Here is a 25,594-nt window from a genome sequence, read left to right on the forward strand (position 1 = left end):
GAATGGCTAAAAGATGCCGCGTTAAAATTGAGAGCAATAGCGGCTATCATAGGGGAGAGATTTTTTCCGTCGGAGTGTTCATGGAACTAAGACAAGAGGCGTTCCACCTGTTACGTCAGCTTTTTCAACAGCATACCGCGCAGTGGCAACATGCCTTACCGGAACTGACCAAGCCACAGTATGCGGTGATGCGCTCTATTGCCGAGCATCCGGGTATTGAACAGGTGGCGTTGACCGAAGTGGCGGTCAGCACGAAAGCGACCCTGGCGGAGATGCTCAGCCGCATGGAGGCGCGCGGTCTGGTCAAACGCGAGCACGATCCGGCCGATAAGCGCCGCCGGTTTGTCTTCCTGACGCCAGAAGGTGAAGCCCTGCTTGCTGGCTGTAAACCGGTTGGCAACGAGGTGGATGAGGCGTTTTTAGGACGTCTTAACAAGGCCGAGCGGGAGCAGTTCTCCGCGCTCATCAAAAAGATGATGCACGATTAATTCACGCTGGCGCGCATAAAATCGATAAAGGTGCGCACTTTCGCTGACACATGCCGGGCATCGGGATAAACCGCATAGATGCCCTGCTGCGCAAAGGTATATTCCGGTAAAACCGGGACCAGTTTTCCCGCATCAAGCGCATCGCGCGCCAGCCATTCCGGCAGTAACGCCACACCTCCGCCAGCAAGTGCAAAGGCCATAAGGGCCTGAGCGCTGTCGGCAAACAGGCGCGGCGCTTTTTTTATCTCCAGCGTTTCAGGCGCACCGCTGGCATCCTTCACCTGCCAGCGCAGCGGCGAGGCCAGGCGCTCGTGAATAATCCAGTCGGCGTGGGCCAGCTGCGCAAGCGTTTCGATCGGATGGTTAACGAGCCACCCGGGCGCCGCGACGGGGAGAATGGAGAAGTGCGCAATCAGCGCGGCGTGGTTGCGCGAATCGGCAAGCGTTCCCAGACGGATGGCTACGTCAAAGCGCTCCGATATAAGGTCAGCGTGCAGGGACGACGAAACGTGCCGCACGCGAAGATCCGGGTGCTGCTGGCTAAACCTGGCCAGCAGCGGCACCACCACCTGTGAGCCATACTCGGGCGTAGTCGTGATCCGCAGTTCGCCAGTGAGCCCCGCATGATTCGCGCGGACATCATCCTGCAGCCGTTCCGCATCCTTCAGAAGCGCCACGCTGCGCTGATGAAAGAGCGCGCCCGCCTCGGTTAACGTCAGGCGGCGGGTGGAGCGCAGCAGCAGCGTAACGCCCAGCTCATCTTCAAGCTGGCGAATATTGAAGCTGACCACGGCTTTTGTCAGCCCCATTGCCTCGGCTGCAGCAGTGAAACTGCCGGTGTCGGCCACCGCGACAAACATCTGAGCCCGCTGCAGATTAATCATCATCACGCCCTTTACTGTCAAAACTTTTTTGACAGTATATCGCGCTTTGTCAGGTTTATCCGTGCTTCCCGGATCGATACGATACGCCACCTCACCGGAGGATCCACCATGACGTATCGCAGCAAAGTCGCCGTTGTTTATCTGCTGGGCTTTTTTCTTGATTTGATCAATATGTTTATTGCCAGCGTCGCCTTCCCGGCAATGGCTCACGCCTTTAACACCACGCCTTCAGCCCTTGCCTGGGTCAGTAACGGGTACATTGCCGGCCTGACGCTGGTGATCCCGTTCAGCAGCGTGCTCACGCGCCGCATCGGACCAAAGCGCGTCATCCTGCTCTCGCTTTTTCTGTTCAGCGCAGCCTCCGCAGCGGCGGGCCTGTCTGCAACGCTTGAAAGTCTGATCGCCTGGCGAGTACTCCAGGGCGTGGGTGGAGGTTTACTGATCCCCGTCGGACAGGCGCTGACCTGGCAACAGTTTAAGCCTCACGAGCGTGCCCGACTCTCCTCGGCGGTGATGCTGGTGGTATTGCTTGCCCCGGCCTGCTCCCCTGCTATCGGAGGCCTGCTCGTGCAGACGCTAAGCTGGCGATGGATATTTTTCGCCACGCTACCGGTCGCTGTCGTGACCTTTGTTTTGGCCTGCCTGTGGCTTAAACACGAAATGCCCGCGATGAAAGCGGCCAGACTGCTAAACCTGCCGTTACTCGCGGACCCGCTTTTGCGTTTTTCCATGCGTGTCTATATCTGCGTACCCGGCATGTTTATTGGGGTGAACGTCACGGGCATGTTTTATCTTCAGCATGTGGCGAACATGAGCCCAGCCGCAACGGGGATGCTCATGCTGCCGTGGTCCGTGGCATCGTTTATCGCCATCACGGCAACGGGACGCTATTTTAACCGTATCGGCCCCCGACCGCTGATCGTCATCGGCTGCCTGCTGCAGGCGACGGGTATCCTGCTTTTGATTAACGTCAGTTCGGCTACGCTGCTGCCTGCCGTTGCGTTTATCTTAATGGGCGCGGGGGGAAGCCTGTGCAGCAGTACGGCTCAGAGCAGCGCTTTTCTGACGACGCGCCGGGAAGAGATGCCGGATGCCAGCGCGCTGTGGAACCTTAATCGTCAGCTGAGCTTTTTTGCCGGAGCCCTGCTGCTGGCGCAGGCGCTGAGCCTGGCGCAGGCCTGGCTGCCACCGCTCGCCGCCTGGCACGGGATGTTTATTTTTGCCGCAGGCATGACCCTGCTGCCTGTACCGTACATTTTTCGTCTTAACAATACGCAGGTGCTCACCCAGCTGCGACAGGAGAATTCATGACGCCTTTCGAACACGACATTATCGACCTCCACATTGCGCTTGAAGACTGGTTAGGAAAAGGTGAAGGTGATTCCGACGCCCTGCTCGCCCGCTTCAGCCCGGATTTTATGATGATCCCACCGGGCGGCGTTCAGATCGACTATATCGGTCTTGCCAGTTTTCTGGAAAATCAGCGCGGAAGCCGTCCAGGACTGAAGATCGTCATTGACGAATTATCCACGATCCAGCGCTGGGATCGTGGCGCGGTGCTCCACTACCGGGAGACGCAAACCCGGCCGGACCTGCCCGTCAACGTGCGCTGGTCAACCGCGGTGCTCAATCAGGAAGGCGATCGGATAGTGTGGCGTCTGCTGCACGAAACGACTAAGCCGTAGCGCAAAAGAAAAAGGCCCGTCTCACGACGGGCCTTTTTTGACGAAAGGTTGCTTATTCGCGGAACAGCGCTTCGATATTCAGACCTTGCCCCTGCAGGATTTCACGCAGGCGGCGCAGACCTTCAACCTGAATCTGACGAACACGTTCACGGGTCAGGCCAATTTCACGGCCGACATCTTCCAGTGTCGCAGCTTCATACCCCAGTAAACCGAAACGACGTGCCAGCACTTCACGCTGTTTGGCGTTCAGTTCGAACAGCCATTTGACGATGCTCTGCTTCATGTCATCGTCCTGCGTGGTGTCTTCCGGACCGTTGTCTTTTTCATCGGCCAGGATGTCCAGCAGCGCTTTTTCGGAGTCGCCACCCAGCGGGGTGTCAACGGAGGTAATGCGCTCGTTGAGACGCAGCATACGGCTAACGTCATCAACCGGTTTATCGAGTTGCTCGGCAATCTCTTCTGCGCTTGGCTCGTGGTCCAGTTTATGGGACAACTCGCGCGCGGTGCGCAGATAAACGTTCAACTCTTTGACGATGTGAATCGGCAGGCGGATCGTACGGGTCTGGTTCATAATAGCCCGTTCGATGGTCTGACGAATCCACCAGGTCGCGTAGGTTGAGAAACGGAACCCGCGTTCCGGGTCAAACTTCTCAACTGCGCGGATGAGACCTAAATTGCCCTCTTCAATCAGATCCAGTAGAGCCAGACCACGATTGCCGTAACGGCGGGCAATTTTCACGACCAGTCGCAGGTTACTTTCAATCATGCGACGACGCGAGGCTACATCACCACGCAAAGCACGACGTGCGAAATAGACTTCTTCTTCGGCCGTTAGCAGTGGGGAGTAACCAATCTCCCCAAGGTAAAGCTGAGTCGCGTCCAGTACACGCTGTGTGGCACCCTGCGATAACAGCTCTTCTTCAGCCAAATCGTTATCACTGGGTTCCTCTTCTACTAAGGCTTTTTCGTCAAAAGCCTCTACTCCGTTCTCATCAAATTCCGCGTCTTCATTTAAATCATGAACTTTCAGCGTATTCTGACTCATAAGGTGGCTCCTACCCGTGATCCCTGAACGAGACACCCTGGCTGGCATGCCCCGTCAAATTATCGCTGCGGCAAATACTGCAGCGGGTTTACGGATTTCCCCTTGTAACGAATTTCAAAATGCAAGCGTGTAGAACTGGTTCCGGTGCTACCCATGGTAGCGATTTTTTGCCCCGCCTTAACTTCTTGTTGTTCCCGGACCAGCATTGTGTCGTTATGGGCGTAGGCACTCAGGTAATCATCGTTATGTTTGATGATAATAAGATTACCGTAACCGCGCAGAGCGTTACCGGCATACACAACGCGCCCGTCAGCGGTCGCGATGATAGCCTGTCCTTTACTCCCTGCGATATCGATCCCTTTATTTCCCCCCTCGGAGGAAGAGAAGTTCTCGATAACCTTGCCGTCAGTTGGCCAGCGCCATGCAGAGATAGGCGAACTGGAGGTCATACTGCTGGCAGTCGGTTCAGTAGAGCTAACCACAGGTGCCGTCACCGGTGCTGTGACAACAGTCGCAGTCCCTTTATTATTCGGCAACATTTTGTTAGCAGTCTGATCACCTGAATCCTCAGAATACGTAATTACAGGTTGTGAAGCAACCACCGTGGTGGATTTTTGTGCAGGCTTAACGCTGTTATTTTGAGCCGTCACATCGGCCGCTGAAACGGTGTTGCCAGGCGTAAGCGGCGTGCCCGTCGCGTTGCCAACCTGGAGCGTTTGCCCGACTTCCAGACCATACGGGGCCTGGACGTTATTGCGCTGCGCGAGGTCACGGAAATCGTTCCCGGTGATCCACGCAATGTAGAACAGCGTATCGCCGCGTTTCACGGTATAAGTGCTGCCACCGGTATAGCTGCCTTTCGGAATGTTCCCATACTGACGGTTATAGACTATGCGGCCATTCTGGGTCTGAACAGGCTGTTCCACTGGCTGAATCTGCGTCGGCTGCGTCATTGGACGCTGAACCGGCTGGATTGGCGGATTTTGTTGCGCCGTAGAGGTGCCCATTTTAGGCGGAGGAGTGATCAACATTCCGCTGGACGTGTTACCCGAGCCGCTGTTTCCGCCGACAGAACTGACGGGCGCAGGCGCGTTGTTAGAACTTGTACAGCCTGCCAGCCAGAGCGAAACCAGTGATAATGCCGCAACACGGCTGATGGTGAATTTAGGGCTTCCCGCGCTCATTTATCCCCCAGGAATGTGTTAACTACCAGTGACTTAAAATTTACCGTGATGACACGAATCTTTCGCGCCACACCATACGCTGAATTTGCCTTAATAACCCTGGATAATTCCGAGTCTCAGGCCAACTCCCCCTTTACCAGAGGCACAAAGCGCACGGCTTCCACGGTGTCGATAATAAACTCGCCGCCGCGCCGACGAACGCGCTTCAAAAGCTGCTGCTCGTCCCCGACGGGCAGAACAAGAATTCCCCCCTCATCCAGCTGCGACAACAGGGCCGCAGGAATTTCAGGCGGGGCCGCCGTCACGATGATCGCGTCAAACGGCGCGCGCGCCTTCCAACCCTGCCATCCATCACCGTGTCGTGTCGAAACATTGTGTAAATCAAGTTGTTTCAGGCGACGACGCGCCTGCCACTGTAAACCTTTAATTCGCTCAACGGAGCATACATGATGAACCAGATGCGCCAGGATCGCGGTTTGATACCCCGACCCGGTGCCAATCTCCAGCACGCGGGAGTCAGGCGTCAGCTCCAGCAGCTCCGTCATGCGCGCCACCATGTAAGGCTGTGAAATCGTCTGGCCCTGTCCGATGGGCAGCGCCACGTTTTCCCACGCTTTGTGTTCAAACGCCTCGTCTACAAATTTCTCACGCGGAACCTGAGCAAGCGCTTCAAGCACGTGCTCGTCGCGGATCCCCTGCGCGCGGAGTTGTTCCAGAAGAGTTTGTACACGTTTGTTTACCATTGCGCGTTCACTCCTGCGCGATCCAGCCAGCCCGACACCACATCATGCGCGCTATACGCGGTTAAATCTACGTGCAGGGGGGTAACCGAAACATAGCCTTCATCAACGGCGGCAAAGTCGGTATCCGGACCCGCATCGCACTTATCGCCGGGAGGGCCAATCCAGTAAAGCGTGTTGCCGCGAGGATCCTGCTGCGGGATGACCTGATCGGCAGGGTGTCGACTCCCGCAACGGGTGACGCGAATGCCTTTAATTTCGTCGAGGGAAAGATCCGGCACGTTGATGTTGAGGATGCGCCCGGTACGCAACGGCTCGCGGCCGAGCGCCCGCAGGATCGAACAGGTCACCGCGGCGGCGGTATCGTAGTGCGTATGGCCGTTCAACGAGACCGCCAGCGCCGGGAATCCCAGATGGCGCCCTTCCATTGCGGCCGCCACGGTGCCGGAGTAAATCACGTCATCGCCGAGGTTAGGACCGGCGTTAATGCCGGAAACAACGATATCCGGACGCGGACGCATCAGCGCGTTCACGCCCAGAAAAACACAGTCGGTTGGCGTGCCCATCTGCACGGCAATATCGCCATTTTCAAAGGTAAAGGTGCGAAGCGACGACTCCAGCGTCAGAGAGTTAGACGCTCCACTGCGGTTACGATCGGGCGCCACGACCTGCACATCCGCAAATTCACGGAGATGTTTCGCCAGGGTCTGAATGCCTGGCGCGTGGATCCCGTCATCGTTACTCAGCAATATTCGCATAATCACCCGAGGTGTTGATTAGTTCCCTGACAACACTGGTGGCAAAGCTACCTGCCGGTAGCCAGAAGCGTAACTCGACGGTTACATCATCCCACCAGTTCCAGCTTAACTGCTGCGGATAGAGCAGCATCGCGCGGCGTGCCGCTTCAACTTTTTCCCGCACCAGCAAGGATTGTAATTCTGGCGCATCCGCTACGGCTGACTGCTCGGCGGCCAGCGCGTCGCCCTGCGTTCCCCAGTCGCCCGTACCCGGCAGCGCGGCGGTAATCATCAGCGCTTTTGCGTCCACGCGCGACTGCACATCGGCCATTTCTTCGGCCGTTGCCACAAACCAGCTTCCGCGTCCCGCTAATTGTAGCGCATCGCCAACAACAACTTGATTCGCGTCTGTTTTTTTCAGCCTTTCGCTCACAATCTGATTAAACAACGCGCTGCGGGCCGCAGACAACCAAAAACTGCGTTTATTCCTGTCGCGCACCGGTGCATCGCTTTGCGCCCAGCGCAGCGCGCCCTGCAGGTTGCTGCCGCCAATGCCAAAGCGCTGCGCGCCAAAGTAGTTCGGTACGCCGCGTTCACTGATAGCGTTCAGTCGTTTTTCAACATCTTCGCGGTGCGACACTTCACGCAACACCAGCGTAAAGTCGTTCCCCTTCAACGCCCCCAGACGCAGTTTGCGCTTGTGCCGGGCGAATTCCAGTACCTTACAGCCTTCAAGCTCAAATTTGCTTAAATCAGGCATCGTATTGCCGGGAACGCGCGCACAGAGCCACTGTTCCGTGACGGCGTGTTTATCTTTCTGCCCGGCAAAGCTTACTTCGCGGGCATGAATTTTGAGGAATTTTGCCAGCGCGTCGGCCACGAAGCGGGTATTGCAGCCATTTTTCAGAATACGCACCAGGATATGTTCGCCTTCGCCATCCGGCTCAAAGCCCAGATCCTCCACCACGAGGAAATCTTCCGGGCTGGCTTTCAGCACCCCGTTCCCCTGCGGTTTACCGTGCAGGTATGTCAGGTTGTCGAAGTCCGTCATTTGCTCGCCTTCACCAGCAGCGCCACGGCCTCACAGGCAATCCCTTCGCCACGCCCGGTAAAGCCCAGCTTCTCGGTCGTCGTCGCTTTGACGTTCACGTCGTCCATATGGCAGCCCAGATCTTCTGCAATAAACACGCGCATCTGCGGAATGTGCGGCAGCATTTTCGGGGCCTGGGCAATAATCGTCACGTCGACGTTGCCGAGGGTGTAGCCTTTCGCCTGAATGCGGCGCCACGCTTCGCGCAGCAGTTCGCGGCTGTCCGCGCCTTTAAATGCCGGGTCGGTGTCCGGGAACAGCTTGCCGATATCACCCAGCGCGGCAGCGCCCAACAGCGCGTCGGTCAGCGCATGCAGTGCCACGTCGCCATCAGAATGCGCCAGCAGTCCTTTTTCATAGGGAATGCGCACGCCGCCAATGATAATTGGGCCTTCTCCGCCAAAGGCGTGTACATCAAAACCGTGTCCAATTCGCATTATGCCTTCTCCTGATGGGTCGAACGGGTAAGATAAAATTCCGCGAGCTGTAAATCTTCCGGACGCGTCACTTTTATATTATCAGCGCGTCCTTCAACAAGCTCAGGGTGGAAACCGCAATACTCCAGCGCGGAGGCTTCGTCCGTGATGGTCGCGCCTTCTTTAAGCGCTCGCGTTAGGCAGTCGTGGAGTAATTCGCGGGGGAAAAATTGTGGCGTCAGCGCGTGCCATAAATCGACTCGATCAACCGTGTGGGCGATAGCCTGTTTTCCCGGCTCGGCGCGCTTCATGGTGTCGCGCACCGGTGCAGCCAGAATCCCGCCAACCTTGCTTGTTTCGCTCAGCGCCAGCAGGCGCGCAAGATCGTCCTGATGCAGGCAAGGACGCGCCGCGTCATGCACCAGCACCCACGGAGCGTTTCCGGCGGCCTGAATGCCCGCCAGCACGGAATCGGCGCGCTCGGCGCCACCGTCAACGACGGTAATCTGTGGATGATTTGCCAGCGGCAGCTGCGCGAAGCGCGCATCGCCAGGGCTGATAGCGATGATCACACGCGTCACCCGCGGGTGCGCCAGCAGCGCCGCCACGGCGTGCTCGAGGATCGTTTTATCGCCAATAGAGAGGTACTGCTTGGGACATTCTGTCTGCATGCGCCGGCCAAAACCTGCGGCCGGCACCACGGCGCATACGTCCGAAAAAGTTACTGCCATGTCGTAATCCTGGGCCTGATTATCGATTGTTTTGTGCTGAGCCCTGATTGCGTTTAGACGCATCCGGAACCAGACGATAAAAGGTTTCGCCCGGCTTAGTCATACTGAGTTCATTGCGTGCGCGTTCCTCAATCGCCTCCTGCCCGCCATTGAGGTCATCAATTTCAGCAAAGAGTTGATCGTTTCGCGCCTTAAGTTTGGCGTTTGTTGCCTGCTGAGCCGCGACGTCATCGCTCACCCGGCTATAGTCGTGAAGTCCGTTCTTACCGAACCACAGCGAATATTGCAGCCAGATTAGCAAAGCCAGCAACAGCAGCGTTAGTTTACCCATCCTGCCCCCTGAAAAACGGCATCATCATCCCAAGACTTCCCCAGAGCACTACGCCGGGGTAACAGAGATGCCGCAACATCGCGGGCAAATGTACCACATTTTTTCCGCAGAATCGTCCTGCACAATATCGTTACACAGTTGGTTACGGTTTGAATTATGGCTGAAGTTAGCCCATGAGCCACAAAAATAACAGACCAAACATCAGAACCACCGTCACAATCGTGACCACGGTGCTGTAGAGGAGCTTGCCGTTGAGCAGAGAGTGCAGCGCAATGCCGACAACAACCGCCACGGGCATCAACGCCAGAAAGAAAGGCCAGGTGTAGAGAAAGAAGAACAGCGTGTTGCCGCCGTAGATAAGAAACGGAATGCCAAGCGCCAGCAGCCATGAGACGAAGCCAATGATGGCCCCAGGAAATGACCAGGTCGTTTCGTCGTCGGTCGCTAGCGGCTCCGACCCGGTGGTGGTGATGTAATGTTCACTGTTGCGCATAGCTAATCCTGTGACCGTGACTCATCGTTCGGGAAGACAGCTCCCGAACGATACCGCCTCAGGATCTGATAATATCGTCCCGCCTGAGCAGGTCTAATAATTGGCTTACTAAATTTGTTACCAATTGTTGACCTTCCAGGTGAATTTCAGGCGATTCAGGCGCTTCGTATACCGCGTCAATTCCGGTGAAGTTGCGCAGCTCTCCGGCACGCGCTTTCTTGTACAGCCCTTTCGGGTCGCGCGCTTCGCAAATCTCCAGCGGCGTATCGACAAACACCTCGATAAAGCGATCCTGGCCCACGCGTTCGCGCACCATCTGGCGCTCGGCGCGGTGCGGAGAGATAAACGCGGTCAGCACCACCAGCCCGGCGTCAGCCATCAGGCTGGCGACTTCGCCCACCCGGCGGATGTTTTCTTTGCGGTCATCGTCGCTAAACCCTAAATCGCTGCACAGGCCGTGACGCACGTTATCGCCATCCAGCAGGTACGTGCTTACGCCCTGCTGATGCAACGCCTCTTCCAGCGCGCCTGCCACCGTCGATTTACCCGAGCCGGACAGCCCGGTAAACCACAGCACAACCCCACGGTGACCATGGAGCTGTTCGCGCTGGGCGACGGTCACCGGATGAGGATGCCAGACGACGTTCTCATCATGGGCGGCCATTACTTGCCTCCCAGCAGATCGCGTGCGCCCCAGTGCGGGAAGTGTTTACGCACCAGCGCGTTCAGTTCCAGCTCGAAGGCGCTGAATTCAGACGTCGCGGCAGCCTGTTTAATCGGTTCGCGAACCATACCGGCCCCGACGGTAACGTTGGTCAGCCTGTCGATAAAGATAAGACCTCCCGTGACCGGGTTCTGCTGATACGGATCCAGCACCAGCGGTTCGTCGAAGGTCAGATCGACCAGACCAATGCCGTTCAGCGGCAGCTCGGTGACGTCACGCTGGGTCAGGTTGTTGATATCCACCTGGAACTGAATACCGTCCACGCGGGCGCGGGTTTTCTTGCCGGCAATTTTGATGTCATAGCTCTGGCCAGCGGTCAGCGGCTGTTCTGCCATCCACACCACGTCCACGGAAGCCCCCTGCACTGCCGCCAGCGTTTCCTGCGCATCGACCAGCAGGTCGCCGCGGCTGATATCAATTTCGTCTTTCAGCACCAGCGTTACGGCTTCACCGGCGCCCGCTTCCTGCAGGTCACCGTCGAAGGTAACGATGCGGGCGATAGTCGATTCCACGCCGGATGGCAGCACCTTGACGCGCTGACCTACCTTCACGGAGCCTGACGCCAGGGTGCCTGAGAAACCGCGGAAATCGAGGTTTGGACGGTTCACGTACTGCACCGGGAAGCGCATCGGCTGGGTGTCGACCACGCGCTGAATTTCAACGGTTTCCAGCACCTCCAGCAGCGTCGGACCGCTGTACCACGGCATGTTCGCGCTCTGGGAGGCGACGTTATCCCCTTCCAGCGCCGAGAGCGGCACAAAGCGAATATCCAGGTTGCCCGGCAGCTGTTCGGCAAAGGTCAGGTAGCTCTGGCGGATCTCCTCGAACTTCTCTTCGCTGAAGTTGACCAGATCCATCTTGTTGACCGCCACCACCAGGTGTTTGATCCCCAGCAGCGTCGAGATAAAGCTGTGACGACGGGTCTGATCCAGCACGCCTTTACGCGCGTCCATCAGCAGGATCGCCAGGTCGCAGGTGGACGCGCCGGTCGCCATGTTGCGTGTGTACTGCTCGTGCCCCGGGGTGTCAGCGATAATAAATTTGCGCTTCTCGGTAGAGAAGTAGCGGTAGGCCACGTCGATGGTGATGCCCTGCTCGCGCTCCGCCTGCAGGCCGTCCACTAGCAGGGCCAGGTCGAGTTTTTCACCCTGGGTGCCGTGACGCTTACTGTCATTATGCAGGGAAGAGAGCTGATCTTCGTAAATCTGGCGCGTATCGTGCAGCAGGCGGCCAATCAGGGTACTTTTCCCGTCATCCACGCTGCCGCAGGTCAGAAAACGCAGCAGGCTTTTGTGTTGTTGCGCGTGCAGATACGCTTCCACGCCGCCTTCTTTGGCAATTTGTTGAGCAATAGTGGTGTTCATGGCGGCTCCTTAGAAATAACCCTGACGTTTCTTCAGCTCCATGGAGCCTGCCTGGTCGCGGTCAATCACGCGCCCCTGTCGCTCGCTGGTGGTCGACACCAGCATCTCTTCGATGATCTCCGGCAGCGTCTGCGCACTGGACTCCACCGCGCCGGTCAGCGGCCAGCAGCCGAGGGTGCGGAAACGCACCATCTGTTTTTTGATCACTTCACCCGGCTGCAGGTCGATGCGATCGTCGTCGATCATCATCAGCATGCCGTCACGCTCCAGCACCGGGCGCTCGGCGGCGAGATACAGCGGAACGATCTCGATGTTTTCCAGGTAGATGTACTGCCAGATATCCAGCTCGGTCCAGTTGGAGAGCGGGAAGACGCGAATGCTTTCGCCTTTGTTGATCTGACCGTTGTAGTTGTGCCACAGCTCCGGACGCTGGTTTTTCGGATCCCAGCGGTGGAAGCGGTCGCGGAAGGAGTAGATACGCTCTTTGGCGCGGGATTTCTCCTCGTCACGGCGCGCGCCGCCGAAGGCCGCGTCAAAACCGTATTTGTTCAGCGCCTGCTTCAGCCCTTCGGTTTTCATGATATCGGTGTGTTTGGCGCTGCCGTGCACGAACGGGTTAATGCCCATCGCCACCCCTTCCGGGTTTTTGTGCACCAGCAGCTCGCAGCCGTAGGCCTTCGCGGTACGGTCGCGGAACTCGTACATTTCGCGGAATTTCCAGCCGGTATCCACGTGCAGCAGCGGGAACGGCAGCGTGCCCGGATAAAACGCTTTACGCGCCAGATGCAGCATGACGCTGGAATCTTTACCGATGGAGTACATCATCACCGGGTTAGAAAACTCGGCGGCCACTTCGCGGATGATATGGATACTCTCCGCTTCGAGCTGCCGCAGGTGTGTAAGACGTTTTTGGTCCATAACCGTTCCTTAAGCCAAATTTACGACAGAAGAACCAAAGCCTTCTGTATCGGTTGTGTGTTGGAACCAGGCGAGCGTGCTGTGCAGCTGCACCACTTCACCCACCACGATCAGGGCGGGCATCGGGGCGTCTTTCGCCAGGGTTGCAAGATGTTCCAGCGTGCCCGTCGCAACGTGCTGATCGACGCGCGTGCCGCGAGAAATGACGGCAACGGGCGTCGTCGCCTCGCGACCGTGCTGAATAAGCTGTTCGCTGATGTCCGCGGCCTTCATCGTGCCCATGTAGATCGCCAGCGTCTGGCGGCTCTGGGCGAGATGCGACCAGTCGAACGGCGTGCTGTCGGCCTTGTAGTGGCCGGTCACAAAGGTGACGCTCTGGGCGTAATCGCGGTGGGTCAGCGGAATACCGGCGTAGGCCGTCACCGCAGAGGCCGCCGTGATGCCGGGCACCACCTGGAACGGTACGCCCGCTTCGGCTGCCGCCTGCAGCTCTTCGCCGCCGCGGCCGAAGATAAACGGATCGCCCCCTTTCAGGCGCACCACGGTTTTACCCGCTTTGGCGGCGTCAACCAGCATCTGGTTAGTGTCGTGCTGCGGCACCGAGTGCTCGCCAGCCCGTTTGCCGACGCAGATTTGCTCCGCGTCGCGACGGATCAGCTCGCGCACGCCGTCGGTGACCAGATGGTCGTAGAACACCACGTCCGCGTCCTGCAGCACCTGCAGGCCGCGCAGCGTCAGGAGCCCGGCATCGCCCGGCCCTGCCCCCACCAGAATGATCTCCCCGCCCGTGCTGCCGGGGTTATCCAGTTCGTCCTCGAGGATTTTCTGCGCTGCCGTCTCATTACCGGCATGCATCAGGCTGGCAAAGCGGCCGCGAAACACGCGTTCCCAGAAGCGACGGCGTTCCGTTACGCTGGTCAGGCGCGTTTTAAGGTGGTTGCGCCAGAAGCTGGCTTTTTCCGCCATGCGCCCGAGGCTGGTCGGCAGCAGCGCTTCGATTTTTTCACGCAGCACGCGCGCCAGCACCGGTGCGGTACCGCCGGAGGAGATCGCCACCAGCAGCGGAGAACGGTCAACGATCGACGGGAAGATAAACGAGCATAACGGCTGGTCGTCCACCACGTTCACCAGGCGGTAACGGGCCTGAGCGGCGTCGGAAATCCGCCGGTTCAGGTCGCGATCTTCGGTCGCCGCAATCACCAGCACTACGGTATCGATTTGTGATTCGTCAAAATCCGCTTCTGCCACTACCCGCACCTGCGCCCCTGCGCGCTGCAAAAACGCGATTTTGCGATCGGCAATTTCACCCGTGCCTACAACCAGCACCGGCTTCTCTTTTATCGCGGCAAATAAGGGCAGATAGTCCACAAGCAACAACTCACTAACAACGAGGAATAAAGGGACTATAGGGGGCGGCTTAGACCGAATGAAATTACGAATTGGAATGAGTAGTTACTCAATGGAATAACGCCGTGAAAAAGCTAATACCAAAAAGTGCTTAACATGCGAAATATCGGGCATTTAAGAGCAATTCAAATTGTGTATGGGCGATCACAGTTTCATACTAGGCGGGTTAATATTTTGCTCTGTTTTTAAGGACTCACTATGTTTTCCGCAACGCGCCACCGTATTGCTGCCCTGGCGCTCGGCGTTTGCTTTATTCTTCCTGCCCAGGCAAAAAACCAACCTTATGGTGAAATCGCCACTATGCAGGCGCGGCATATTGCCACCGTCTTTCCTGGCCGCATGACCGGCTCGCCTGCGGAGATGCTCTCCGCGGACTATCTTCGCCAGCAGTTTGCCGGGATGGGCTATCAGAGCGATATCAGGTCGTTTCACAGCCGCTACGTCTATACCTCACGAAATAAAACGAAAAACTGGCATAACGTGACCGGCAGTACGGTTATCGCGGCGCATGAAGGTAGCGCGGCTGAACAGATTATTATTATGGCGCACCTTGATACCTACGCCCCGATGAGCGATGCCGATACGGATAACAACCTCGGCGGGCTGACGCTGCAGGGCATGGACGACAACGCGGCGGGCCTGGGCGTGATGCTCGAACTGGCCGAGCGGATGAAAGATATTCCAACCCAGTATGGCATTCGTTTCGTGGCTACCAGCGGTGAAGAAGAGGGCAAACTCGGCGCTGAGAATCTCCTCAAACGCATGAGCGCTGAGGAGAAGAAAAATACGCTGCTGGTGATCAACCTTGATAACCTGATCGTCGGCGACAAGCTTTATTTCAACAGCGGGCAGAGTACGCCGGGACCCGTGCGGAAACTGACGCGCGACCGGGCGCTGGCGATAGCCCGCAGCCATGGCGTTTTTGCCACCAGCAACCCTGGCGGTAACCCCGATTATCCACGAGGAACGGGCTGCTGCAACGACGGGGAAGTCTTCGATAAGGCGGGCATTCCGGTGCTGTACGTGGAAGCGACAAACTGGGCACTGGGCAAAAAAGATGGCTATCAGCAACGCGCTAAATCGAAAGCCTTCCCGGACGGGACAAGCTGGCACAACGTGATGCTGGATAATCAGCAGCACATTGACAGCGCGCTGCCGCAGCGGATTGAGCACCGCAGTCGTGATGTGGTGAAGGTCATGCTGCCGCTGGTGAAGGAGCTGGCGAAGGCGGGGAAAGCCTGAGGTGGTTAAGCATAGCGCGGCCTGATGCCCTCACCCAAACCCTCTCCCACAGGGAGAGGGTGGATAAAGGATCACCCTTCGTGCAGCCCGCACTCGCGCTTCAGCCCAAAGAATCGCGTCTCTTCTTCCGCCATTCCCGGTTCCCATTTGCGCGTGGTGTGGGTGTCGCCCACCGACAGATAGCCCTGGTCCCACAGCGGATGGTACTTCAGCCCGTGTTTTTGCAGATACTGATACACCGTCCGGTTATCCCAGTCGATAATCGGCAGCACTTTAAACACCCCGCGCTGGACCGCCAGCACCGGTAAGGTTGCACGACTGCCGGACTGCTCGCGACGCAGGCCCGCAAACCACGTCTGCGCATTGAGCTCTTTCAGCGCCCGGTTCATCGGCTCGACTTTGTTGATCTCATTGTATTTCTCAATGCCCTCAACGCCCTGCTCCCACAGCTTACCGTAGCGCGCCTCCTGCCAGGCCGCGCTTTCCGTCGCGCGGTAAACTTTGAGGTTCAGCTTGAGCTTGTCCGTCAGCTCGTCAATAAACTGGTAGGTTTCCGGGAACAGGTAACCGGTATCGGTGAGGATCACCGGAATGTCCGGACGGATCTGATTCACCAGATGCAGGCTGACCGCCGCCTGAATACCAAAGCTCGACGAGAGCACATAGTCTCCCGGCAGGTTTTCCAGCGCCCACGCCACGCGCCCTTCGGCGTCAAGCTTTTCAAGGTGGGCATTGGTTTCTGCCAGCGCCAGAATGCGTTCGACTTTAGGCAGATCGTTAAGGGCGTTTAGATCGAGTACGGACATAATTACCTCTCGTGGTTACTCCCAGAAATCCCTTGCGGGATCGAGCACCGGGCGAATGATGCCCGCACGCACCGTAAAGTCGCCGAAGCCTTCACCCGCTTCGCGCTCTTTCGCCCAGCGCCCGACAAGCTCGTCGATGGAATCAAGGATTTCCGGCTCGGTAATGTTCTCGCGGAACATACGCGGAATGCGCGTGCCGATACGGTTACCGCCCAGGTGCAGGTTATAGCGCCCCGGCGCTTTCCCCACCAGACCCAGCTCGGCCAGCATCGCGCGACCGCAGCCGTTCGGGCAGCCGGTGACGCGCATAACAATATGCTCGTCCGGAATACCGTGTTTTTCCAGAATCGCTTCTACCTTGTCAGTGAATGACGGCAGGAAACGTTCCGCTTCGGCCATCGCCAGCGGGCAGGTCGGGAACGACACGCAGGCCATCGAGTTTTCACGCTGCGGCTTAACCGCATCCATTAACCCGTGGTCGCGCGCCAGCTTCTCGATCTTCGCCTTCTGGCTCTCCGGCACGCCGGCAATAATGAGATTCTGGTTAGCGGTAATGCGGAATTCGCCTTTATGGATCTTAGCAATTTCCAGCAGACCGGTTTTGAGCGGACGGCCCGGATAATCCAGAATACGGCCGTTTTCAATAAACAGCGTCAGGTGCCATTTATTGTCGATACCCTTCACCCAGCCAATGCGATCGCCGCGACCGGTGAATTCGTAAGGGCGGATCGGCTCAAACTTGATGCCTGCGCGACGCTCCACTTCCTCTTTGAACGTCTCAACGCCCACGCGCTCCAGGGTGTATTTGGTTTTCGCGTTTTTACGGTCGGTACGGTTGCCCCAGTCGCGCTGCGTGGTCACTACCGCTTCCGCCACGGCCAGCGTGTGCTCCAGCGGCAGGAAGCCGAACTCGCTCGCGGTGCGGGCGTAGGTTTTCTTGTTACCGTGTTCAATAGACAGGCCGCCGCCCACCAGCAGGTTAAAGCCAATCAGCTTGCCGTTTTCGGCAATCGCCACGAAGTTCATGTCGTTGGCGTGCAGATCGATATCGTTCTGCGGTGGGATCACGACCGTGGTTTTAAACTTACGCGGCAGATAGGTCTGGCCAAGGATCGGTTCTTCGTCCGTGGTAGCGACTTTTTCCTGATCGAGCCAAATCTCCGCATAGGCGCGGGTGCGCGGCAGCAGATGCTCAGAGATCTTCTTCGCCCACTCATAGGCTTCGGCGTGCAGCTCGGACTCATACGGGTTCGAGGTGCAAAGCACGTTACGGTTCATGTCGTTGGCGGTCGCCAGCGCGTCCAGCCCGACCGAGTGCAGCATCTGATGCACCGGCTTCACGTTCTTCTTCAGAATGCCGTGGAACTGGAAGGTCTGACGGTTGGTCAGGCGGATGCTGCCATAAATCGTGTTTTCACCGGCAAACTTGTCGATGGCCTGCCACTGTTTGGTGGTGATCACCCCGCCCGGCAGGCGGCAGCGCAGCAGCATCGCATGACGCGGCTCCAGCTTCTGTTCGGCACGCTCGGCGCGGATGTCGCGATCGTCCTGCTGGTACATACCGTGGAAGCGGATCAGCAGGAAGTTGTCGCCTTTGAAGCCGCCGGTGAGACCGTCATTCAGATCTTCAGCAATGGTGCCGCGCAGATAGTTGCTTTCCAGCTTCATGCGCTCGGCGTCTGTCAGTTTACCTTCGACCACCAGTGGCCCTGGATGTTTTTCGCTCATTAGTAGACATCTCGCTGATAACGGCGCTCAACGCGCAGCTCACTTAAAAATTCATCCGCCGTTTCGGCATCCATACCGCCGAATTCGGCAATCACTTCCAGCAGTGCCTGCTCAACGTCTTTCGCCATGCGATTGGCGTCGCCGCAGACATAAATGTGGGCACCGTCATTGATCCAGCGCCACAGCTCTGCGCCCTGTTCGCGCAGTTTGTCTTGTACGTATACTTTTTCTTTCTGGTCGCGGGACCAGGCTAGATCGATGCGGGTCAGTACGCCTTCTTTAACATAGCGCTGCCACTCAACCTGGTAGAGGAAATCCTCGGTAAAGTGCGGGTTGCCGAAGAACAGCCAGTTTTTACCCGGCGCTTCATCTGCCGCGCGCTGCTGCATGAAGGCGCGGAACGGCGCAATGCCGGTGCCCGGGCCAATCATGATGACCGGCGTTTCCGGGTTCGCCGGGAGGCGGAAGTTGTCGTTGTGCTCGATAAAGACGCGCACTTCGCCCTCTTCTTCCACGCGATCCGCCAGGAAGCTAGATGCCCCACCCGCGCGAGCGCGGCCTTCGATGTCGTAGCGCACCACGCCGACGGTAACATGCACTTCACGCTCCACTTCGGCCTGCGAAGAGGCGATGGAGTACAGGCGCGGTGTCAGCGGTCGCAGCAGGCCGATTAGCGCATCGGCATCCAGCTGAGCCGGAGAGAAACGGACCATATCGACAATTGGCGTCGTCGCGGCGTAATGCTGCAGCTTCGCCTTGTCGCCCACCAGCGGCAGCAGGGATTCGCTGCGCGTTAAGGTGGCATAATTTTCGACGATATTCGGGGTATTCACCGTCAGTTCGAAATGCCACTGCAGCGCCTCTGAAAGCGACTGGGTTTTGCCGTCAACGGTGACGGGCTCGTCCCCCTTCAGCCACAGCAGCTCAACCAGCTCTTTCACCAGAGCCGGATCGTTCTGGTACCAGATACCCAGCGCGTCGCCCGGCTGATAGCGCAGGCCAGAGTCGCCGAGATCGATTTCGATATGGCGCACGTCTTTTTCCGAGTCGCGGCCGGTAATTTTCTGGTTCACCGACAGGCTCGCCGTCAGCGGCGCCTCTTTGGTGTACGGGCTGGTGTGGATGTCGTTGACGGCCCCCGTCGCGGTGAAGGCGGCCTGCGCCGACGTCTCTTTCGGCACGCGCGCTTTCAGCACCTCAACAATGCGGGCACGCCATTCGGCGGCGGCGGTCTGGTATTCGACATCCGCGTCAACGCGGTCCAGCAGGCGCTCCGCGCCCAGCTCCGCCAGCCTGCTGTCGAAGTCTTTACCGGACTGGCAGAAGAATTCATACGAGGTATCGCCAAGGCCAAATACGGCAAACGCCGTGCCATCCAGCTTCGGCGCTTTTTTCGAGAACAGGAACTTGTGCAGCGCCACCGCTTCTTCAGCGGGTTCACCTTCGCCCTGGGTAGAGGCGACCACCACCAGCATTTTTTCTGACGCGATTTGCTTAAATTTATAATCCCCGGCGTTGACCAGGTTCACGTTCAGTTTGGCGGCCAGCAGGTCGTCACGCAGCGCTTCGGCCACGCGGCGCGCATTGCCCGTCTGCGAGGCGGAAATCAGCGTAATGGCCGGAATTTCAACGGCCGTTACTGGTGCACCCGCCACAGCGCCAGGCTGCTGATTGAGCATTCCCCAGAAATAACCGGAGACCCAGGCAAGCTGAGTGGGAGAAAAATCAGAGGTGGCAGCCTGAAGGCGCGCCAGTTGCTCCGGGTTCAGGGGAAGCAAATTTGAAGGTGGGGCCTGTGTTGTCATGCGTCGTTATGTTCCAGTAGCCAAGCGGACTTTAAGCGAATAAATCCAAACTGAAGATAAGGTTAACGGCGAGGATAATAACAATTAAAGAAGGGATGGAAATAATAAATAACCAAATGGACTAACCTGTTTTAGTTGTCATACTTAACGATAAAACCGATTAATTAACCCACTGAAAATTATCGATAAAACCCACAAAAAATGCCCGTTAACGAGACGCCTGGCTTCAGAGCCGTTTTAGTTAATGCTAAAAATTGTGCTTTCCGGTACTATGCGGCGGTTTTTTCCGCATTACTGAGAGCGATCATGTCCACCACACTGTTTAAAGATTTCACCTTCGAAGCCGCCCACCACCTTCCGCATGTCCCTGAAGGGCATAAATGCGGCCGTCTGCACGGGCATTCGTTCATGGTGCGTCTTGAGATCACCGGTGAAGTTGATCCTCATACCGGTTGGATCATGGATTTTGCCGAGCTGAAGGCGGCGTTTAAGCCGACCTACGATCGTCTGGATCATTACTACCTGAATGATATCCCGGGCCTTGAAAACCCGACCAGCGAAGTGCTGGCGAAATGGATTTGGGATCAGATGAAGCCGCTGGTGCCGCTGCTGAGCGCGGTGATGATCAAAGAGACCTGCACCGCTGGCTGTATCTATCGCGGGGAGTGATCCTCTTCATCACGCCCGTTTAGCGGCATGAACTCATAGAGCACGAGCGCGTTACTTTCCAGTGATTCTGTCATTTGCCAGCCGTCATTAAGCCGTTCATCGCGTAAGGAAAGCGTTGGACGCGCTTTGTGCGCAATCCAGCGCCACATCTCTTCATCAGGCCCGCTGTCGCTGCGTACCCCTTCCAGCAGCGGGTAGAGCGCACCATTGTGCCGATCGAACAGATGGCGCCTGATGCGCCACTCGCCGCACATCCCCTGTAGCTGCAGATGATATTGCTGTTGAAAACGTTGGATAAAAGCTTCCTCGCTGGAGAGCAGCGGATTGAACACCACCACGTTACGCAGTAGCAGCTGATAGCCCCCCTGATGGCGGAGCAGCAGCACGCTCTTGTCGTTGATGAGCACTTCTCCCCGCAGGCGTTGCCACAGCCAGAGCACCCAGTAGATAGGCCGCGGAAGGCCGTGATTATACTGAAGCGCAAGGCTCGATGTATCGAGGGTGTTGTTCGCCCTGGCTTCCCCCTGCAAACCGGAATTCAGCCAGAATCCCGCCAGCCAGACCTGTTCTGAAAGCCCGAGTAAATTTTGCATAAGCAGCGCGCCGCGAAAAAACCAGCCGTTGGTTGCCCGCGTATTCCCGGTAAGGGTATTCCACGAGAGTAACCATACCGGCAGCGTGCGCTGCCGCTGGCGAAGGGCGGCGAGTATTTGGCGAATCTTCAGCACGGGATAGTTTTCAGCCGAGGAGAGATGTGCAGGATCCAGCCGCGCCAGATCGAGCAGCTCGTTGGCATCCGCCTGACAGGCGAGGAAATCGGCCTGGTCCAGAATGCCAGAATGGAACAGCGCGTCGTCGCCGAGTTCAGTACCCACGGGAGAGAAGCGATGCCACACCCCAAACTTTGCCTGTGGAAGGTAGGCCCCTACCGTCGCCCGCTGAGCCTGCCAGGCGTGCTCCAGGGTTTCCGTGCTTGCCTGAGGAGACCAGTGCATCACGACGTGCCAGCCTGCGGTAATATCGGGTAAAAATCGGTTAACCGACAGCTGCAAAAAGCGCTTCAGAAGATCGCATCGGGTGGTGACCCCCGTGTGCAGCAGGATCGTCCAGCCTTTTTTTGCTATCCAGGTAAACAGCTGCTGCAGATTGTACCAGCAGGCGTAACCCGCCATATGGGGATCGTCCCATCCCGTGGCGAACAGACGGCTGCTGAGAAAAGGTTCAGCGATATCAATCCCCTCAATTGGGATCGCCTCGTGAAGCGCCTCCAGATGCTGGCGAACATCCTCCCGCAGTAAATCGTCGAGCTCGCGCAGGGTGACGACCAGCCTCGCGCGGCGCAGTGCGGACGAGAGCGGATAAAGCTGCTGCAGATCAACTATTCGCTCCTGACGCGGAGAGTGGGTTAGCGGAGCGGGTTCCCAGCCGCGGTTCTCAGCGCCTCTAAGCAAGCTAAACAGCCTATCCACCGCGATGGGAAAGCGCTGCTCGCCCGTGCCTGCCCGCAGCGGAGACGCATCGGAGCGATGCCGCCTGGCCTTACGAAACTCGCCCGGAGACATATTGTGATAGCGCCGGAACCGATCGGTCATCATACGCGTGCTGGCAAACCCGTGCTCCAGCGCAATCTGATGCAAAGGACGGCTGGTGAGGCGCAGGGCGTCAGCCGCTTTTTCCAGCCGCAGGGCGGTGATGTACTGCATAAAACTGACACCCATCTCTTTTCGAAAGAGGCGGGAGAGCCACGCTTCGGAGACGAACTCACTCGCTGCAATTTCGGCCAGCGTAATGCGCCGGGTATAGCTGGCGTTGATCCGCTCCAGCACGCGGGCAATGCGCTTGCTGACGTCGGCGTGCTGGTCCCGGGGTTTCTGGCGGGCAGGCTGCTGAAAGCGGCCAATCAGCAGCAGCAGGATCTCGCTCAGCCAGCGATTTGCCTCCAGCCTGAAGCGGTGCGGATCGTTCACCAGCGTCACCACCAGAAGCTGACGCAGCAGGTGCCGAAGTTCGTCACACTGCGGCCAGTTTCCACCGGACTCTGTCGGAACCGCGTAGTCATGGGCAAAAAAGTCATTGTACAGCTTGATTACCCACCGCCCGGAGAGAACGACACGAAGCGTCACGTTCGCGCTCTGGCTACTGAACCGCCAGCGCTGATAGCGGTTTATCACCGCAAGACCGTTATTTGACACCGTCTCGCGTCCTGCGGCGGTTTGCAGTTCGGCTTGCCCTTCCAGAACCCACAGTATCGTCAGCGAATCACCTTCATCCTGCGTGAGCAGGCGAATGTCTTCAACGACTACCGCAAACTCGTTCCCATGCTGCTCCATTCGGCTCCCCCGCATGGACAAAAAATGATGCGCCATTTTTTGTCATAACTGAATCGTATGAAAAACAATCAGAAAAAAGGCGTCGCTTTACAACAAAAAAGGGCATTTTCCGGCAATGCGATCGACATAAACTCGAAACTAACACCGTTTGGCAGGAAAAGGATAACAAAAATGACACATCCAATTGTTGACGCTCTGCGGGACACCGAAGATCGGTTCACTGAACTTCGTCGCGAATTCCACCGATACCCCGAAATTGGCTTCGAGGAGCACAAAACCAGCGACCGCGTCGCGTCACTCCTTCAACAATGGGGCTATGAGGTCCACCGGGGAATGGCAAAAACCGGGGTGGTTGGCACCCTGAAGGTGGGCAACAGCAGCAAAAGCCTGGGCCTGCGCGCCGACATGGATGCACTGCCAATGCAGGAAAACAGCGGCAAGGCGTGGAGTAGCACCGTAGAGGGAAAATTCCACGGCTGCGGGCACGATGGCCACACCACCACGCTGCTCTATGCCGCAGAATATTTGGCTCGCACCCGCAACTTTAGCGGTACGTTACATCTCATTTTTCAACCTGCGGAAGAGCTGCTGTATGGCGGACGCATCATGCTGGAGGATGGCCTGTTTGAGCAGTTCCCCTGCGACCATATTTTCGGCCTGCACAATATGCCCTCCCAGCCACTCGGGAAAATCGGCCTTCGCGATGGCGCCATGATGGCCTCTTCGGACACCGTTCATATTGAAGTCAACGGGGTGGGAGGACACGGCGCCGTTCCGGAACACACCGTCGATGCCACGCTGGTTGCCTGCCACATCACCCTCGCCCTGCAGTCGATTGTGTCGAGGAATATTACCCCGTTCCAGCCGGTCGTCGTGACCGTGGGCAGCATCCAGGCGGGTCATGCTCCGAATATCATCAACGACAAGGTGTTAATGAAGCTGACCGTTCGCACGCTGGATGAAACGGTGCGTCAAACCGTGCTGCAGCGGATCCATGATATCGCCGTGGCGCAGGCTGAGAGCTTCAACGCCACGGCCACGATCCGTCACGTGAACGGGAGTCCGGTGCTAAGGAATAACCCGCAGGCCAATGAAATGGTGCGTACGGTAGCGACCGACCTGTTCGGTCAGGATGCCGTCTCGTCGGTGAATGCCTTTATGGGAAGCGAAGATTTTGCGTTCATGCTCGAGAAAAATCCCAACGGCTGCTACTTCACCCTCGGTGCGGGAGATGAGCCTGAGCGCTGCATGGTGCATAACCCAGGCTATGACTTTAACGACAAGCTTCTCCTCACCGGCGCGGCACTCTGGAGCGCGTTGACCGAACATTATCTGCGTTAATTCTCGCCCACCCCGGAGGCTTGCACGATGAGTACCGTTCCCCTGACAGGCACACCGACCTACGCCGGTAACGATCGGCTGCTGGCCGGTATTGTGATGAGCGTTCTGACGTTCTGGTTATTTGCGCAGTCGGTGATTAACGTTGTCCCGGCAATGAAAAATAGCCTGACTATCTCCCTCGAAACCCTCACGCTGGCGGTCAGCCTCAGCGCCTTGTTCAGCGGCTGTTTTGTCGTTGCCTGCGGGGGATTTGCCGACAAGTTTGGGCGTATGCGCATGACCTATATCGGCCTGATGCTGAGCATCGTCGGAAGCGCCCTGCTTTTCATCTCGTGGGAGCCGGTTCTGTTTCTGCTGGGAAGAGCGATACAGGGGCTGTCAGCGGCCTGCATCATGCCCGCCACGCTGGCGCTGATTAAAACGTGGTATGAAGGAAACGCGCGGCAGCGGGCCATCAGCTTTTGGGTCATTGGTTCATGGGGCGGCAGCGGCCTGAGCGCGTTTGTCGGCGGGACTATTGCCACCACGCTCGGCTGGCGCTGGATTTTTGTTTTTTCCATGCTGGTCGCGGTGGCGGCGCTGCTGCTGATCCGCGGTACGCCGGAAAGCCGAAGCGACGCCGCGAGCCGCCATAAGCTGGATATCAGCGGCCTGGTGAGCTTTGTCTGCATGCTGGTGCTGCTGAACCTATTTATCAGTAAAGGGCACAGCTGGGGCTGGAGCAGCGTTTTATCGCTACTTGTGCTGGGTAGCGCCGCGCTGGCTGCGGTCTTCTTTGTGCTTACCGGGCGACGTAAAGGTGATGTGGCGCTGATTGATTTTGCCCTGTTTAAAAACCGGGCCTACAGCGCGTCGGTATTCTCAAATTTTTTGCTCAACGGCTGCATTGGCACCATGATGATCGCCAGTATCTGGCTGCAGCAAGGACACCATCTTTCGCCGCTACAAACCGGCATCATGACGCTGGGATATCTGGTCACCGTGCTGGCGATGATTCGGGTCGGGGAAAAGCTGCTCCAGCGTTACGGGGCGCGCCTGCCGATGATGACCGGGCCGCTGCTGACCGCAACGGGTATCACGCTGATCTCCTGCACTTTCTTAAGCAAAGAGATCTATATTGTCACCGTTTTTCTCAGCAACATTTTATTTGGCCTGGGGCTGGGGTGTTACGCCACGCCGTCAACGGATACTGCGGTAATGAATGCGCCTGAAAACAAAGTTGGCGTGGCCTCAGGGGTTTACAAGATGGGCAGTTCGCTGGGCGGAGCAATGGGGATCGCCGTTACCGCGTCGCTGTATGCGCTGCTGCTGCCGCTGGGAATGGCCAGCGCCGCACAGTATGCGCTACTCTTCAACAGCGCAATTTGTCTCGCTTCGGCGGGAGTCACCTGGGCATTGCTTCCTTCAGAACGGGCCCCGCGATAGGCGGGGCCGCG

General features: G+C 57.6%; 25 protein-coding genes. 7 read left to right on the plus strand and 18 right to left on the minus strand.

All coding sequences use genetic code 11. The features are described from left to right. The first annotated feature begins 80 nt into the window (after positions 1-80). Positions 81-488 (plus strand): MarR family winged helix-turn-helix transcriptional regulator, encoded by a 408-nt coding sequence (locus WM95_RS19625; RefSeq protein WP_023308984.1) that lies wholly within the window; start codon positions 81-83, stop codon positions 486-488. On the opposite strand, the gene WM95_RS19630 is transcribed toward WM95_RS19625, so the two are convergent. Next, positions 485-1,372: a LysR family transcriptional regulator gene (locus WM95_RS19630; RefSeq protein ID WP_059446884.1), complete on the minus strand. Its 888-nt coding sequence runs from the start codon at positions 1,370-1,372 to the stop codon at positions 485-487. The genes WM95_RS19625 and WM95_RS19630 overlap by 4 nt on opposite strands. Positions 1,373-1,480: 108 nt before the next feature. On the opposite strand from WM95_RS19630, the gene WM95_RS19635 reads away from it, so the two are divergent. Together WM95_RS19635 and WM95_RS19640 are read left to right on the plus strand one after the other, a co-directional pair. Beyond that, positions 1,481-2,683 (plus strand): MFS transporter, encoded by a 1,203-nt coding sequence (locus tag WM95_RS19635; protein WP_063408501.1) that lies wholly within the window; start codon positions 1,481-1,483, stop codon positions 2,681-2,683. Then, a complete protein-coding gene (locus WM95_RS19640; RefSeq protein ID WP_047743920.1) occupies positions 2,680-3,057 on the plus strand; it encodes a DUF4440 domain-containing protein in 378 nt (125 codons plus the stop codon). Before WM95_RS19635 ends, WM95_RS19640 begins: the two co-directional genes overlap by 4 nt. A 52-nt stretch (positions 3,058-3,109) precedes the next feature. On the opposite strand, the gene rpoS is transcribed toward WM95_RS19640, so the two are convergent. From rpoS to cysG, 13 genes are all read right to left on the minus strand, one after another. After that, positions 3,110-4,102: an RNA polymerase sigma factor RpoS gene (rpoS, locus tag WM95_RS19645; protein ID WP_008499600.1), complete on the minus strand. Its 993-nt coding sequence runs from the start codon at positions 4,100-4,102 to the stop codon at positions 3,110-3,112. A 59-nt stretch (positions 4,103-4,161) separates the two neighbouring features. Then, the gene (nlpD, locus tag WM95_RS19650) at positions 4,162-5,286 is read right to left on the minus strand and encodes a murein hydrolase activator NlpD (protein ID WP_029741538.1); all 1,125 of its coding nucleotides are present in this window, start codon (positions 5,284-5,286) and stop codon (positions 4,162-4,164) included. A gap of 116 nt (positions 5,287-5,402) precedes the next feature. Next, positions 5,403-6,029: a protein-L-isoaspartate(D-aspartate) O-methyltransferase gene (locus WM95_RS19655; protein ID WP_023333224.1), complete on the minus strand. Its 627-nt coding sequence runs from the start codon at positions 6,027-6,029 to the stop codon at positions 5,403-5,405. Beyond that, on the minus strand, positions 6,023-6,784 hold the full coding sequence (gene surE / locus WM95_RS19660) for a 5'/3'-nucleotidase SurE (protein ID WP_063408502.1): 762 nt from the start codon (positions 6,782-6,784) through the stop codon (positions 6,023-6,025). Before surE ends, WM95_RS19655 begins: the two co-directional genes overlap by 7 nt. After that, positions 6,765-7,814 carry a tRNA pseudouridine(13) synthase TruD gene (gene truD, locus WM95_RS19665; RefSeq protein ID WP_063408503.1) on the minus strand — a complete coding sequence of 350 codons (1,050 nt, stop codon included), beginning with the start codon at positions 7,812-7,814 and terminating at the stop codon, positions 6,765-6,767. Before truD ends, surE begins: the two co-directional genes overlap by 20 nt. Further along, complete coding sequence (ispF, locus tag WM95_RS19670; RefSeq protein ID WP_008499607.1) at positions 7,811-8,290, minus strand: 2-C-methyl-D-erythritol 2,4-cyclodiphosphate synthase; 480 nt, start codon at positions 8,288-8,290, stop codon at positions 7,811-7,813. The genes truD and ispF overlap by 4 nt, the downstream gene beginning before the upstream one ends. Continuing rightward, the gene (gene ispD, locus WM95_RS19675; RefSeq protein ID WP_023308993.1) at positions 8,290-9,000 is read right to left on the minus strand and encodes a 2-C-methyl-D-erythritol 4-phosphate cytidylyltransferase; all 711 of its coding nucleotides are present in this window, start codon (positions 8,998-9,000) and stop codon (positions 8,290-8,292) included. The genes ispF and ispD overlap by 1 nt, the downstream gene beginning before the upstream one ends. Positions 9,001-9,019: 19 nt before the next feature. Next, positions 9,020-9,331, minus strand: coding sequence for a cell division protein FtsB (gene ftsB / locus WM95_RS19680; protein ID WP_008499609.1), 312 nt, complete (start codon positions 9,329-9,331; stop codon positions 9,020-9,022). 166 nt (positions 9,332-9,497) lie between these two features. Beyond that, entirely contained in the window at positions 9,498-9,824 is a 327-nt protein-coding gene (locus WM95_RS19690) for a DUF3561 family protein (RefSeq protein ID WP_008499610.1), read from the minus strand. A gap of 58 nt (positions 9,825-9,882) precedes the next feature. Next, entirely contained in the window at positions 9,883-10,488 is a 606-nt protein-coding gene (gene cysC / locus WM95_RS19695) for an adenylyl-sulfate kinase (protein WP_010434543.1), read from the minus strand. Next, positions 10,488-11,912: a sulfate adenylyltransferase subunit CysN gene (gene cysN, locus WM95_RS19700; RefSeq protein ID WP_063408504.1), complete on the minus strand. Its 1,425-nt coding sequence runs from the start codon at positions 11,910-11,912 to the stop codon at positions 10,488-10,490. Before cysN ends, cysC begins: the two co-directional genes overlap by 1 nt. Before the next feature lie 9 nt (positions 11,913-11,921). Next, the gene (gene cysD, locus WM95_RS19705; protein ID WP_006811770.1) at positions 11,922-12,830 is read right to left on the minus strand and encodes a sulfate adenylyltransferase subunit CysD; all 909 of its coding nucleotides are present in this window, start codon (positions 12,828-12,830) and stop codon (positions 11,922-11,924) included. Positions 12,831-12,839: 9 nt separating this feature from the next. Further along, positions 12,840-14,198 carry a siroheme synthase CysG gene (gene cysG, locus WM95_RS19710; RefSeq protein ID WP_059446891.1) on the minus strand — a complete coding sequence of 453 codons (1,359 nt, stop codon included), beginning with the start codon at positions 14,196-14,198 and terminating at the stop codon, positions 12,840-12,842. A gap of 237 nt (positions 14,199-14,435) precedes the next feature. Between cysG and WM95_RS19715 the strand changes: the two genes are divergently transcribed. Beyond that, positions 14,436-15,479: an aminopeptidase gene (locus WM95_RS19715; RefSeq protein ID WP_063408505.1), complete on the plus strand. Its 1,044-nt coding sequence runs from the start codon at positions 14,436-14,438 to the stop codon at positions 15,477-15,479. Positions 15,480-15,550: 71 nt separating this feature from the next. Here WM95_RS19715 and cysH read toward each other — a convergent pair whose 3' ends face one another. From cysH to cysJ, 3 genes are read right to left on the minus strand one after another with little or no spacing between them, the layout of a single operon-like run. Next, entirely contained in the window at positions 15,551-16,285 is a 735-nt protein-coding gene (gene cysH, locus WM95_RS19720; RefSeq protein WP_023308999.1) for a phosphoadenosine phosphosulfate reductase, read from the minus strand. Positions 16,286-16,300: 15 nt separating this feature from the next. Continuing rightward, complete coding sequence (gene cysI / locus WM95_RS19725; protein WP_023309000.1) at positions 16,301-18,013, minus strand: assimilatory sulfite reductase (NADPH) hemoprotein subunit; 1,713 nt, start codon at positions 18,011-18,013, stop codon at positions 16,301-16,303. Then, positions 18,013-19,818, minus strand: a complete 1,806-nt coding sequence (gene cysJ, locus WM95_RS19730; RefSeq protein WP_063408506.1) for an NADPH-dependent assimilatory sulfite reductase flavoprotein subunit — start codon at positions 19,816-19,818, stop codon at positions 18,013-18,015. Before cysJ ends, cysI begins: the two co-directional genes overlap by 1 nt. A 306-nt stretch (positions 19,819-20,124) precedes the next feature. On the opposite strand from cysJ, the gene queD reads away from it, so the two are divergent. Next, positions 20,125-20,487, plus strand: a complete 363-nt coding sequence (gene queD, locus WM95_RS19735) for a 6-carboxytetrahydropterin synthase QueD (RefSeq protein ID WP_023309002.1) — start codon at positions 20,125-20,127, stop codon at positions 20,485-20,487. On the opposite strand, the gene WM95_RS19740 is transcribed toward queD, so the two are convergent. Further along, the gene (locus WM95_RS19740) at positions 20,472-22,817 is read right to left on the minus strand and encodes a helix-turn-helix transcriptional regulator (RefSeq protein WP_063408507.1); all 2,346 of its coding nucleotides are present in this window, start codon (positions 22,815-22,817) and stop codon (positions 20,472-20,474) included. The two genes, queD and WM95_RS19740, sit on opposite strands and share 16 nt — an antisense overlap. Before the next feature lie 171 nt (positions 22,818-22,988). Here WM95_RS19740 and WM95_RS19745 point away from each other — a divergent pair, with 171 nt between their 5' ends. Together WM95_RS19745 and WM95_RS19750 are read left to right on the plus strand one after the other, a co-directional pair. Beyond that, positions 22,989-24,158 carry a M20 aminoacylase family protein gene (locus WM95_RS19745; protein WP_063408508.1) on the plus strand — a complete coding sequence of 390 codons (1,170 nt, stop codon included), beginning with the start codon at positions 22,989-22,991 and terminating at the stop codon, positions 24,156-24,158. 27 nt (positions 24,159-24,185) lie between these two features. After that, a complete protein-coding gene (locus tag WM95_RS19750) occupies positions 24,186-25,583 on the plus strand; it encodes an MFS transporter (protein ID WP_023309005.1) in 1,398 nt (465 codons plus the stop codon). The last annotated feature ends 11 nt before the right edge of the window (positions 25,584-25,594 follow it).

Source organism: Enterobacter cloacae complex sp. ECNIH7, assembly GCF_002208095.1.
Lineage (GTDB): Bacteria > Pseudomonadota > Gammaproteobacteria > Enterobacterales > Enterobacteriaceae > Enterobacter > Enterobacter cloacae_M.